Below are 11,306 nucleotides of genomic sequence, written 5' to 3'. Positions count from 1 at the left end.
ACTCGAGAGGCGCCATAAGTGCGCGAGTACCTCCTCGTCCTGATGGTCGCCGCGGTGATCACGTATGCCGCGACGCCCCTGATGCGTGCCGTCGCCGTACGCACGGGCGCGTTCACGCCGGTCCGTGACCGCGACGTCCACTCGACGCCGATCCCGCGCCTCGGGGGAGTAGCGATCTACCTCGGCTTCGCGGCCTCTATGATCGCGGCGAGCCACCTGCCGTTCCTGGGCCAGGTGTTCAGGCTCGGCCCGGAGCTGCAGGGGGTGCTGGTCGGCGCCGGCATCGTCTGCCTGATCGGCGCGATCGACGACATCCGCGAGATGGACTGGCTGACCAAGATGGGCGGCCAGATGATCGCCGCCGGGATCATGGCGTTCAGCGGGGTGTTGCTCTACCAGCTGCCGATCGGCGGCGTGACCGTGCTGCCGCAGCCGATCATGGTGGGGCTCACCGTGTTTGCCGTGGTGCTGTTCACCAACGCGGTCAACTTCATCGACGGCCTCGACGGTCTCGCGGCCGGCGTCGTGGTGATCGCGGGCACGGCGTTCTTCATCTACAGCTACGGCATCTCGCGCACCTTCGACCCACCGAACGTGTTCTCGTCGGCGACCCTCATCTCGGCCGCCCTGATCGGCTGCTGCGTGGGCTTCCTGCCGCACAACTACCACCCGGCCCGGCTCTTCATGGGTGACTCCGGGGCCTTGCTGCTGGGCCTGCTGCTCGCCGCTGCGACGATCTCGACGACCGGCAACGTGACTCCAGCGCAGGTCAGCACCAACCCGGTCGCCGCGACCCTGCTGCCCCTCGTCGTGCCGGCCGCGATCATCCTGCTCCCGCTGGTCGACATCCTCCTGGCGGTGGTCCGGCGGACCGCGCGCGGGGAGCGCCCGTGGCACCCCGACAAGCAGCACCTGCACCACCGGATGCTCCAGCTCGGTCACGGCCACCGACGGGCCGTGCTGCTCCTGTGGCTCTGGGCGGCGGTCGCGGCGCTCGGCTCGGTGAGCTTCATCTTCGTGGACGACGCGCGAGTGGCCGGCGCGGGCGTGCTGGCCGCCGTCGTGGTGATCGGCGTGCTCACGCTGTGGCTGCCGCGCTGGTCGGTCCCGGGCCACCGCCCGCGCTCACACTGACCGGGCCCGCGGCGCAGCTGTCGGCTTCGGGCGCAGACATGACTGCGCCCACGGCCAACGACTGCGCCACCGCTCGGCTTCAGCCGTCGCCGAGGCCGATCCGCTCGCGGAGGCCGGCCCGCACGGTGGGCCACTCGTCCTTCAGCACGCTGAAGACCACGGTGTCGCGGAAGCTGCCGTCCGCCCGCCGGGTGTGCCGCCGCAGGACACCCTCGCGGGTCGCGCCCAGCTTGGCGATCGCGGCCTGCGAGCGCTCGTTCACCGCGTCGGTCTGGATCTTGACGCGCCCGAAGCCGCAGTCGAAGGCGTGCCCCAGCAGCAGCAGCTTGCACTCGGGGTTCACCGGGGTGCCCCACCACCGCGAGCCGTACATGGTCCAGCCGAGGTGGATCCGCTCGTTCTCGAGGTCGACGTCGCCGAGCGACGAGGTGCCCACGACGGTGCCCGCGTCACCGAGGCCGCCCTCGCCAGTGAGCCGGACCGTGTATGCCGTGCGGCCCCTGGCGCCGGCCGCGATGTCGTCCTCGGTGTTGGCGCGCGTGGCAGCGAGGTTCTCCGGCGGCGGGCGCATGATGAAGCCCTGCGTGTAGACGGCCGGGTCGGTGTAGACCGCGTGCAGGCCGGGGGCGTCCTCCATGGTCATCACGTCGAGCCGGACGAACCGGCCCCTCAGGGGCGCGCCGGTCGGGGGAGTGGCTGGCATGGCGGAAGGCTACCCGTGCCCGAATTTCCGCTTTCCCGGTCCTGGCGGCAGGGTCGTCCGACCCCCGGTGGCGGGGCTTTCGGTACCCCCGGTGGCACCGCCCAAACCGCTTGTGATACCTTTCACAAGCACCCCAAGGTGGGTGCAGACCACCCCGTTCGCCAGGCACCGCAGCCCCGACGAATCAGGCAGGCCAGACCGATGAGCGCAACTCCGCACACCGACCGCGACCCGTTCGCGGTGATGCTGCGTGGAGCCTTCCTCCCCACCGTCGCGGTGGGTCCGGTCGCCGTGGTCGTGGCCGCGATCTTGGGTGGCGGCAAGGCCGCCCTGGGTGCCGCGCTCGGCTTTGTGATCGCCCTGGCCTTCTTCGCCCTCGGCCTGATCATCATGCGCAAGCTCGGGGGTGCCTCCGACCCGTTCCGCTTCCTCGCCAGTGCGCTGGCCGTCTTCATGGGCCAGATGATCTTCCTGCTGTTGGTCATCATCGCGCTGCAGGGTGCGAGCTGGCTCGACGGCACGGCCTTCGGCCTGACCATCCTGGCTGTCGCTCTCGTGTGGCAGGTGTTCCAGGTGATCGCCTTCGTCCGCTCTCGTCGCCTTGCTTTCGACGAGCCGCAGGAAACGCGGCAGGATGGGGGCTCGGCCTGATGACCATTGGAGCTCACCGTGACCACACCGTCCTCGCGACCGTCGCCGGAGGCCCGGCAGACGCCGTTGCAGAAGGCCGACTCGGGTCATCAGCGGCTCGACGAGGCGAGGATGTGGAACGTCGTGTCCTACCTCATCACGGGACCGGCGATGTTCGGCGCCGTGGGCTGGGGACTCGACCACTGGCTGGGCACGACCTGGCTCGTCGCGGTGGGGATCGTGGGCGGGATGGCACTGTCGCTGTACCTCGTGTGGTTCCGGTACGGTACGCAATGACTTCCGCAGGTCAGCTCCCCCCTCTGTACGCCGGGCCCACGTGTATGGGTGCTGCCCCCGTTGGCCCGTGGACTGTTTCGAACGCAAAGCTCAAGGAGAACCTGTGAGTCTGAACGTGCTGGGCGCCATCAGCCTGGCTGCCGAGGGCGGCGAAGGCGAGGGCTTCCACGCCCCCGAGCCGTCCGAGTTCTACCAGCCGCTGATCGGCCACGGTGACTTCGCGATCACGCGCCCGATGGTCGTCCTGGCCATCTCCGTCGCCCTCATCGCCTGGTTCCTCGTCGCGACCACCAAGCGCGCGGCGGTCGTCCCGGGCAAGGGCCAGTGGGTCACCGAGAACGCCTACAACTTCGTGCGCAACGGCGTGGCCCGCGACATCATCGGCAGCCACGACTTCCTCAAGTTCGTGCCCCTGCTGTTCAGCATGTTCATGCTGATCCTGGTCAACAACCTGTTCGGCATCATCCCGCCGATCCAGTACCCGACCATGAGCCGCATCGGCTTCCCGATCGCGTTGACCTTGTTGGTCTTCGTGATCTACCACGCCGTCGGCATCAAGAAGAGCGGTGCTTGGGGACACATCAAGCACATGATCCCGCCGGGCCTGCCCAAGGGCATCTACGTGCTGATCATCCCGCTCGAGCTGCTGACCTACTTCGTCACCCGCCCGCTCACCCTCGCACTGCGACTCTTCGGCAACATGTTCGCCGGACACATGCTCCTGCTGCTGTTCATCACCGGTGGCGAGTACATGGTGATCCACGGCGGGCTCGGCCTGAAGGTCGCCGGCGTCGGCTCGTTCGGCATGGCCTTCGTGCTGACCGCCTTCGAGGCACTGATCGAGTTCCTGCAGGCCTACATCTTCACGCTGCTGGCAGCGACCTACATCGCCGGCTCCCTGGCCGACGAGCACTGAGACGTCCGGGTCCCGCAAGGGCCCGGTGCTGGATCGCTACACCCACAACTGAATACACACCCGAACTTCCGGACGGCGTTGGGCCGCTCGGATCACTGAAGAATCGAAAGAGGACCCTCCCATGGAAGGCACCATCAACATCGGTGGCAACATCGCCATCCTCGGCTACGGCCTGTCTGCGATCGGCCCCGGTGTCGGCATCGGCCTGATCTTCGCCGCCTACATCAACGGTGTCGCGCGTCAGCCCGAGGCCCGTGGCGTGCTCCAGGGCATCGCCATCCTCGGCTTCGCCCTCGCCGAGGCGCTGGCCATCTTCGGTCTGGTGCTCGCGTTCGTCTTCCGTAGCGCCTGACGATCTGCCACCAGCCCACCCCGGCACCACAGCACTAGGAGAACCCCGTGCAGCACTTCACCGGCATCACGCAGGTGGTTGTCGCGGCCGCCGCCGAGGACAAGACCGGCGAACGCCTGCCGATCCTGCCCCTCTGGGGCGAGCTGATCTTCGGCATCATCGCGTTCGCGATCCTGTACTGGGTCGTGGCCACCAAGGTCGTGCCCAACCTCGAGAAGGCGTACGCCGAGCGCACCGCCGCGATCGAGGGCGGGATGCAGCAGGCCGAAGAGGCCCAGCAGCAGGCCCAGGCTGCCCTGGAGCAGTACCAGGCCCAGCTGACCGAGGCCCGTGCCGAGGCCGCCCGGATCCGCGAGGAAGCTCGCGAGCAGGGTGCGGCCATCGTCGTGGAGATGCGCGGACACGCGCAGGCCGAGGCGGCCCGCATCACCGAGGCGGCCCACAAGCAGATCGAGGCCGAGCGCCAGCAGGCGGTCGTCTCGCTCCGCTCCGAGGTGGGTCGCCTGTCGACCGACCTGGCCAGCCGCATCGTGGGTGAGTCGCTGCACGAGGAGACTCGTCAGAAGGGCATCGTCGACCGCTTCCTGGCCGAGCTCGAGGCCGGCGAGATCCAGCCCGAGAAGGTCGGGGAGGACGCCTGATGCGTGGGTCCTCGCGCGCGGCCGCGATCGCCGGAGGCAAGGCGCTCGACGCCGCGCTCGCCGGTGGGGTCGACCGTCGCGTGCTCGGTGACGAGCTGCTGGCTGTCGTGGCCGTCATCGACGGCTCGGCCACCCTGCGCCGCGCCCTCGCCGACCCGTCCCGGGAGGGCACGGAGAAGCAGGCCCTCGCCGAGGGGCTGCTCGGCGGCAAGGTCTCGGCCGAGGCGATCGTCGTGGTCAAGAACCTCGTCGGTCAGCGCTGGGCCACCGAGCGCGACCTCTCCGACACCCTGGAGGACCTGGCCGTCACGTCGATCCTCGCCGGTGCCGAGAAGGCCAACCGGATCGACCGGGTCGAGGACGAGCTGTTCCGGTTCGAGCGGATCGTCGCCGGCAACCCCGAGCTGCGGGACCGCCTGACCAACCGCCAGGGTGACGTCGACGCCAAGGCCGGCGTCGTCAGCGAGCTGCTGGAGGGCAAGGCCTCCGAGGAGACGGTGCGGCTGGCCCGCCAGGCCGTGCTGGCCCCGCGGGGTCGCAAGCTCGACCGCACCCTCGAGCGCTACCTCGGCCTCGCGGCCCAGCGGCGCGAGCAGATCACGGCGGTCGTCACCGCCGCCACCGAGCTCACCCCGCAGCAGCGGGAGCGGCTCGCCGCAGCCCTGCAGGGCATCTACGGCAAGCCCGTCCTGCTCCAGGTCGTCCTCGAGGACCAGGTCCTCGGCGGTATCCGGGTGCAGGTGGGCGACGAGGTCGTCGACGGCACCGTGCTGCGACGCCTCGACGAGGCCCGTCGGCACATCGCCGGCTGACCGCCGGCACCCAGCCACACGGCACCAGCAGCAGGGCACGCGCACCACAACTGAAGATGCAGGACCACACCACAGACTTCGGTTCGACTCATCGGGCCGGTTATCGAGGAGAAGAGATCAGATGACGGAGCTTTCGATCCGTCCGGAGGAGATCCGGGACGCGCTGGACAACTTCGTTCAGTCCTACGAGCCCGGCACGGCCTCCCGCGAAGAGGTCGGCCGCGTCAGCGACGCCGGAGACGGCATCGCCCACGTCGAGGGCCTGCCCTCGTGCATGACCAACGAGCTGCTCGAGTTCGAGGACGGCACGCTGGGCCTCGCGCTCAACCTCGACGTCCACGAGATCGGCGTCGTCATCCTCGGTGACTTCTCCAAGATCGAGGAGGGCCAGGAGGTCAAGCGCACGGGAGAGGTCCTCTCCGTGCCCGTCGGTGACGCGTTCCTCGGCCGCGTGGTCAACCCGCTCGGCCAGCCGATCGACGGCCTCGGCGAGATCGACACGTCCGAGCGTCGCGCCCTCGAGCTGCAGGCCCCCACGGTGGTCCAGCGCAAGTCGGTGCACCAGCCGCTGCAGACCGGCCTCAAGGCCGTCGACGCCATGACCCCCATCGGTCGCGGCCAGCGCCAGCTCATCATCGGTGACCGCCAGACCGGCAAGACCACGGTCGCGGTCGACACGATCATCAACCAGAAGCAGAACTGGGACTCGGGCGACCCGGAGCAGCAGGTCCGCTGCATCTACGTCGCCATGGGCCAGAAGGGCTCCACCATCGCTGCCGTCCGCGGCACCCTGGAAGAGGCCGGCGCGCTCGAGTACACGACCATCGTCGCGGCCCCCGCGTCCGACTCGGCCGGCTTCAAGTACCTCGCGCCCTACACCGGCTCGGCCATCGGCCAGCACTGGATGTACCAGGGCAAGCACGTCCTCATCGTGTTCGACGACCTGTCGAAGCAGGCCGAGGCCTACCGCGCCGTGTCGCTGCTGCTGCGTCGTCCGCCGGGCCGCGAGGCCTACCCCGGTGACGTGTTCTACCTGCACTCCCGTCTGCTCGAGCGTTGCGCCAAGCTCTCCGACGACCTGGGCGCGGGCTCGATGACCGGCCTGCCGATCATCGAGACCAAGGCCGGTGACGTCTCGGCGTACATCCCGACCAACGTCATCTCCATCACCGACGGCCAGATCTACCTCCAGGCCGACCTGTTCAACGCCAACGTGCGTCCCGCGATCGACGTGGGTGTCTCCGTCTCCCGAGTCGGTGGCGCCGCGCAGATCAAGGCCATGAAGGACGTCTCCGGTCGTCTGAAGCTCGACCTCGCGCAGTTCCGCGCGATGGAGGCCTTCGCCATGTTCGCCTCGGACCTCGACCCGGCCTCGCGGGCCCAGCTCGCCAAGGGTGCCCGGCTCGTCGAGCTGCTCAAGCAGAAGCAGGCCGCGCCGTTCCCGGTGGAGGAGCAGGTCGTCTCGATCTGGGCCGGCACCAGCGGCCAGCTCGACTCGGTCGCCGTGGAGGACGTCTCCCGCTTCGAGACCGAGTTCCTCGACTACCTGCGCCGCGAGAAGTCCGGTCTCCTGGACGCGATCCGCGAGTCCAAGAAGTTCGAGGACGAGACCCGCTCCGGCCTCGAGGAGGCCGTGGGCAAGTTCAAGGAGCAGTTCGCAGCGTCCGGCTCGGAGAAGACCCCGGTCGGCCACGAAGCGGACCCGGGTGCCCTCGAGCACGACGTCGCGCAGGAGAAGATCGTCAAGCAGAAGCGCTGACCGGTATGCCGGGTGCCCACCTCGGTGGGCACCCGGCACCGCAGCGAACGTGCCGGCCACACGGCATACCCACAGCGCCCAACCAAGGCGCGCAGCACACCACAACGTAGAAACAGACTGAGAGAGGCGGCTTCATATGGGAGCGCAGATGCGGGTCTACCGCCAGCGCATCCGGTCCGTCCAGGCGACCAAGAAGATCACGCGCGCGATGGAGCTCATCGCAGCCTCTCGCGTGGTCAAGGCGCAGCAGCGGGTGCGGGAGTCCTCGCCCTACGCGCGTGCCCTGACCAGGGCGGTCTCGGCCGTCGCGACCTTCTCGAACGTGGACCACCCGCTGACCACCGAGCACGACGACGTCCGTCGCGCCGCGGTCCTCGTGGTGACGTCCGACCGCGGGCTGGCCGGCGCCTACAGCTCCTCCGTCCTCAAGGAGAGCGAGCGTCTGATCGGCGACCTGCGCTCCGCCGGCAAGGAGGTCGTCCCCTACCTCGTGGGTCGCAAGGCCGTGGGGTTCTACAAGTTCCGCAAGCGCGAGTACGCGGACGAGTGGACCGGGTTCACCGACCAGCCGACCTTCGACGCCGCCCGCGAGATCGGTGAGGCCCTGGTCGCCGCGTTCAACCGCGACTACGAGGACGGTGGCGTGGACGAGGTCCACATCGTCTTCACGCGGTTCGTGAACATGGTGACCCAGGAGCCCGACGTCATCCGCATGCTGCCGCTCGAGGTCGTGGAGGGCGAGGACGCGCCCGCCGAGGACGACGTCCTGCCGCTCTACGAGTTCGAGCCGAGTGCCGAGCAGGTGCTCGACGCGCTGCTGCCCAAGTACGTCACGGCGCGCATCTACAACTGCCTGCTGCAGGCCGCCGCGTCCGAGCTGGCGTCGCGCCAGCGGGCCATGAAGTCGGCGACGGACAACGCCGAAGAGCTCATCAAGAAGTACACCCGGCTGGCCAACCAGGCTCGCCAGGCCGAGATCACCCAAGAGATCAGCGAGATCGTGGGCGGCTCCGACGCCCTCGCCGACGCCAGTTGAGAAGGTAGAGAGAAACCAATGACTGCCACTGTCACTGAAGAGACCAAGGCCGCCACCCCCGGTGGCATCGGCCGCATCTCCCGCATCATCGGCCCGGTCGTCGACGTCGAGTTCCCCGCGGACGCGATGCCCGAGCAGTACAACCTGCTCACCACCAGCGTCGAGCTGGCCGGCGAGAAGAAGAACATCAACCTCGAGGTCGCCCAGCACATCGGCGACAACATGGTCCGGGCCATCTCGCTGCAGCCCACCGACGGCCTGGTCCGCGGCACCCAGGTGCAGGACACCGGTGGCCCGATCTCGGTGCCCGTCGGCGACGTCACGCTCGGCAAGGTCTTCAACACCACCGGTGAGGTCATGAACCTCGCCGAGGGCGAGAAGTTCGAGGTCAACGAGCGCTGGGGCATCCACCGCAAGGCGCCGGCCTTCGACCAGCTCGAGTCCAAGACCCAGATGTTCGAGACCGGCATCAAGGTCATCGACCTGCTGACCCCCTACGTGCAGGGTGGCAAGATCGGCCTGTTCGGCGGCGCCGGCGTGGGCAAGACGGTCCTCATCCAGGAGATGATCGCCCGTGTCGCCCGCGACCACGGTGGTGTGTCGGTGTTCGCCGGTGTCGGTGAGCGCACCCGTGAGGGCAACGACCTCATGGTCGAGATGGAGGAGGCCGGGGTCCTCGGCCAGACCGCCCTCGTCTTCGGCCAGATGGACGAGCCGCCGGGCACGCGTCTTCGCGTCGCGCTCTCCGCGCTGACCATGGCGGAGTACTTCCGCGACGTGCAGAAGCAGGACGTGCTGCTCTTCATCGACAACATCTTCCGCTTCACCCAGGCCGGTTCCGAGGTCTCGACCCTCCTCGGCCGCATGCCGTCCGCCGTGGGTTACCAGCCCACCCTCGCCGACGAGATGGGTGTGCTCCAGGAGCGCATCACCTCCACGCGTGGTCACTCGATCACCTCCATGCAGGCGATCTACGTGCCGGCCGACGACTACACCGACCCGGCCCCGGCCACCACGTTCGCCCACCTCGACGCGACCACCGAGCTGTCCCGTGAGATCGCCTCGCTGGGCATCTACCCGGCCGTGGACCCGCTCACGTCGACCTCGCGCATCCTCGACCGCCGCTACATCGCCGAGGACCACTACAACACCGCGGTGCGCGTCAAGCAGATCCTCCAGCGCAACAAGGAGCTGCAGGACATCATCGCCATCCTCGGCATCGACGAGCTCTCCGAAGAGGACAAGATCCTCGTCAACCGCGCTCGTCGCATCCAGCGCTTCCTGTCGCAGAACACCTACGTCGCCAAGCAGTTCACCGGCATCGAGGGTTCGACGGTCCCGCTGGTCGACAGCATCGAGGCGTTCACCAAGATCGCCGACGGCGAGTACGACCACGTGCCCGAGCAGGCGTTCTTCATGTGCGGTGGGCTCGACGACGTCGAGCGCCAGGCCGCCGAGATCGAGAAGAACCTCTGAGCAGGCGCACCACCGCGTGACCCGTGGGGCCGGCCGGACACGGCTGGCCCCACGGCATACCACCGGCCCGCAGGGCACCACCCCGCAGGCCGATAGACTGCAAGCACCGCACCACTGGAGGACACCGTGAGCACCCTGCAGGTTGAACTCGTCGCAGCAGACCGCAAGGTCTGGGAGGGCGAGGCCGACATGGTCGTCGCCCGTACCGTCGACGGCGAGCTGGGCATCCTGCCCGGGCACACGCCGCTGCTCGGGGTCCTCGTGGAGGGTGAGGTCAGGATCAAGTCGGGGGAGGGCTCCCAGAGCGCCACCATCGACAGCGGTTTCCTGTCCGTCGACCGCGACAAGGTGATCATCGTCGCCGAGGCGGTCGACGCCTCGCAGTTCTCGGCCTAGCCGCGGGCTGGTCGCGGCAGGCCCACGACCAGCTCACGGCTACCTTTCGAAAGGGGTGAGCATGTCGCCCGTCGTCTCCGCGGAGATCGTCGCTGGCGCCCTCATCCTGCTTGCGCTCCTGGCGCTGACGTACATCTTCGTGCGCCGGCGCCTGCTCGCCTCCGGAGCACCGCTCATGCTGTGTGCCCTCCAGCCCCACGGTCGGTCCCAGTACCGCCTGGGGCTGCTGCGGTTCTCGGGCAGCGCGCTGGAATGGTTCACCCTGATCGGGCCCTCGCCCCGCCCTGCCCGCACCTGGGAGCGCCCCCGCCTCGAGCTGGGTCCGCCGGGGCTGCCCCACGCGGCCATCGCCGGTCTCCCCGAAGCGGTGACCGTCGACTGCCACTACGGCAGCGACACCTTCTCGCTCGCCCTGGCGCCCTCGGCCTACACCGCGATGCGCAGCTGGCTGGAGAGCTCGCCCCCGGGCTTCAACGTCAACGTCGCGTAGCTAGCTGCTGCGGCCGGGAGGTCCTTCGGCGCGCCCGCCCCCGGGCTGCCAGAGGACGTCGCCACCGATCGGCAGGTTGGCCACGCGGGCCAGCACGAACAGCAGGTCCGAGAGCCGGTTGAGGTACTTCGCGGTGAGCAGGTTGACGCCGCCCTGGCCCTTGGCGGAGCCGGGCTGGTCGCCGTAGGCCTCGATGGCCGACCAGGCCTGTCGCTCGGCGCGGCGGACGACCGTGGTGGCCACGTGCAGGTGGGCCGACCCGACGGTCCCGCCGGGGAGGATGAACGAGCGCAGCTTCTCGACCCGTGCCAGGTAGCGGTCGCAGTCGGCCTCGAGCTCGTCGATCCAGGCCGCTTCGACCCGCAGCGGCGGGTAGTCGTAGCTCTCCTGCAGCGGCGTGCACAGGTCTGCGCCGACGTCGAACAGGTCGTTCTGCACGCGCAGCAGGGTGGTCCGCAGGTCGTCCGGCAGGTCACCCGCCGCCAGGGCCACGCCGATCGCGGCGTTGGCCTCGTTGACGTCGGCGTACGCGAGCAGCCGGACGTCGGTCTTGCTGGTGCGGCTCATGTCCCCGAGGTGGGTCTGGCCGTCGTCACCCGTGCGGGTGTAGATGCGCGTGAGGTTGACCATGCCACGAGGGTATGCCGCGGGGTGCGCGGGCGTG

At 69.0% G+C, this 11,306-nt stretch carries 14 protein-coding genes; 12 read left to right on the top strand and 2 right to left on the bottom strand.

Going from position 1 to position 11,306, the window contains the following annotated elements; genetic code table 11:
• Window positions 1-18: 18 nt before the first annotated feature.
• Window positions 19-1,134 carry an MraY family glycosyltransferase gene (locus tag ASG95_RS14945; protein WP_056922423.1) on the top strand — a complete coding sequence of 372 codons (1,116 nt, stop codon included), beginning with the start codon at window positions 19-21 and terminating at the stop codon, window positions 1,132-1,134.
• A gap of 79 nt (window positions 1,135-1,213) precedes the next feature.
• Here the strand turns inward: ASG95_RS14945 and ASG95_RS14940 are convergent, their stop codons facing one another.
• Window positions 1,214-1,837, bottom strand: coding sequence for a GNAT family N-acetyltransferase (locus tag ASG95_RS14940; protein WP_056922424.1), 624 nt, complete (start codon window positions 1,835-1,837; stop codon window positions 1,214-1,216).
• 201 nt (window positions 1,838-2,038) lie between these two features.
• Between ASG95_RS14940 and ASG95_RS14935 the strand changes: the two genes are divergently transcribed.
• The 11 genes from ASG95_RS14935 to ASG95_RS14885 all read left to right on the top strand — a co-directional run bounded on the left by ASG95_RS14935 (window position 2,039) and on the right by ASG95_RS14885 (window position 10,642).
• Window positions 2,039-2,488 carry a hypothetical protein gene (locus tag ASG95_RS14935; protein ID WP_057377958.1) on the top strand — a complete coding sequence of 150 codons (450 nt, stop codon included), beginning with the start codon at window positions 2,039-2,041 and terminating at the stop codon, window positions 2,486-2,488.
• A gap of 18 nt (window positions 2,489-2,506) precedes the next feature.
• Window positions 2,507-2,764, top strand: a complete 258-nt coding sequence (locus ASG95_RS21825; RefSeq protein WP_200961920.1) for an AtpZ/AtpI family protein — start codon at window positions 2,507-2,509, stop codon at window positions 2,762-2,764.
• Window positions 2,765-2,867: 103 nt separating this feature from the next.
• A complete protein-coding gene (gene atpB / locus ASG95_RS14925; RefSeq protein ID WP_057377956.1) occupies window positions 2,868-3,680 on the top strand; it encodes a F0F1 ATP synthase subunit A in 813 nt (270 codons plus the stop codon).
• 121 nt (window positions 3,681-3,801) lie between these two features.
• Complete coding sequence (gene atpE, locus ASG95_RS14920; RefSeq protein ID WP_057377955.1) at window positions 3,802-4,032, top strand: ATP synthase F0 subunit C; 231 nt, start codon at window positions 3,802-3,804, stop codon at window positions 4,030-4,032.
• A 65-nt stretch (window positions 4,033-4,097) separates the two neighbouring features.
• On the top strand, window positions 4,098-4,673 hold the full coding sequence (locus ASG95_RS14915; RefSeq protein WP_056922710.1) for a F0F1 ATP synthase subunit B: 576 nt from the start codon (window positions 4,098-4,100) through the stop codon (window positions 4,671-4,673).
• Window positions 4,673-5,485 carry a F0F1 ATP synthase subunit delta gene (locus tag ASG95_RS14910; RefSeq protein ID WP_056922429.1) on the top strand — a complete coding sequence of 271 codons (813 nt, stop codon included), beginning with the start codon at window positions 4,673-4,675 and terminating at the stop codon, window positions 5,483-5,485. Before ASG95_RS14915 ends, ASG95_RS14910 begins: the two co-directional genes overlap by 1 nt.
• A 121-nt stretch (window positions 5,486-5,606) precedes the next feature.
• Window positions 5,607-7,244 carry a F0F1 ATP synthase subunit alpha gene (atpA, locus tag ASG95_RS14905; RefSeq protein ID WP_057377954.1) on the top strand — a complete coding sequence of 546 codons (1,638 nt, stop codon included), beginning with the start codon at window positions 5,607-5,609 and terminating at the stop codon, window positions 7,242-7,244.
• 136 nt (window positions 7,245-7,380) lie between these two features.
• The gene (locus ASG95_RS14900) at window positions 7,381-8,280 is read left to right on the top strand and encodes a F0F1 ATP synthase subunit gamma (RefSeq protein WP_057377953.1); all 900 of its coding nucleotides are present in this window, start codon (window positions 7,381-7,383) and stop codon (window positions 8,278-8,280) included.
• Between the two features lie 18 nt (window positions 8,281-8,298).
• On the top strand, window positions 8,299-9,756 hold the full coding sequence (gene atpD, locus ASG95_RS14895) for a F0F1 ATP synthase subunit beta (RefSeq protein WP_057377952.1): 1,458 nt from the start codon (window positions 8,299-8,301) through the stop codon (window positions 9,754-9,756).
• A gap of 126 nt (window positions 9,757-9,882) precedes the next feature.
• Window positions 9,883-10,152 carry a F0F1 ATP synthase subunit epsilon gene (locus tag ASG95_RS14890; RefSeq protein ID WP_056922433.1) on the top strand — a complete coding sequence of 90 codons (270 nt, stop codon included), beginning with the start codon at window positions 9,883-9,885 and terminating at the stop codon, window positions 10,150-10,152.
• Between the two features lie 61 nt (window positions 10,153-10,213).
• A complete protein-coding gene (locus tag ASG95_RS14885) occupies window positions 10,214-10,642 on the top strand; it encodes a DUF2550 family protein (RefSeq protein ID WP_057377951.1) in 429 nt (142 codons plus the stop codon).
• Here the strand turns inward: ASG95_RS14885 and ASG95_RS14880 are convergent, their stop codons facing one another.
• Window positions 10,643-11,272 carry a cob(I)yrinic acid a,c-diamide adenosyltransferase gene (locus ASG95_RS14880; RefSeq protein WP_056922435.1) on the bottom strand — a complete coding sequence of 210 codons (630 nt, stop codon included), beginning with the start codon at window positions 11,270-11,272 and terminating at the stop codon, window positions 10,643-10,645.
• Window positions 11,273-11,306 lie beyond the last annotated feature (34 nt).

Origin of the sequence: Phycicoccus sp. Soil803 (assembly GCF_001429685.1) — a bacterium.
GTDB lineage: Bacteria > Actinomycetota > Actinomycetes > Actinomycetales > Dermatophilaceae > Pedococcus.
The sequence above is the reverse complement of the archived record's forward strand: the minus strand, read 5'-3'. Positions and strand labels throughout refer to the sequence as shown.

Coding starts and splice junctions, on each gene's coding strand:
- ASG95_RS14940 (WP_056922424.1), bottom strand. CDS start 1,837: ATGCCAGCCACTCCCCCGACCGGCGCGCCCCTGAGGGGCCGGTTCGTC.
- ASG95_RS14935 (WP_057377958.1), top strand. CDS start 2,039: ATGAGCGCAACTCCGCACACCGACCGCGACCCGTTCGCGGTGATGCTG.
- atpE (WP_057377955.1), top strand. CDS start 3,802: ATGGAAGGCACCATCAACATCGGTGGCAACATCGCCATCCTCGGCTAC.
- ASG95_RS14910 (WP_056922429.1), top strand. CDS start 4,673: ATGCGTGGGTCCTCGCGCGCGGCCGCGATCGCCGGAGGCAAGGCGCTC.
- atpA (WP_057377954.1), top strand. CDS start 5,607: ATGACGGAGCTTTCGATCCGTCCGGAGGAGATCCGGGACGCGCTGGAC.
- ASG95_RS14900 (WP_057377953.1), top strand. CDS start 7,381: ATGGGAGCGCAGATGCGGGTCTACCGCCAGCGCATCCGGTCCGTCCAG.
- atpD (WP_057377952.1), top strand. CDS start 8,299: ATGACTGCCACTGTCACTGAAGAGACCAAGGCCGCCACCCCCGGTGGC.
- ASG95_RS14885 (WP_057377951.1), top strand. CDS start 10,214: ATGTCGCCCGTCGTCTCCGCGGAGATCGTCGCTGGCGCCCTCATCCTG.
- ASG95_RS14880 (WP_056922435.1), bottom strand. CDS start 11,272: ATGGTCAACCTCACGCGCATCTACACCCGCACGGGTGACGACGGCCAG.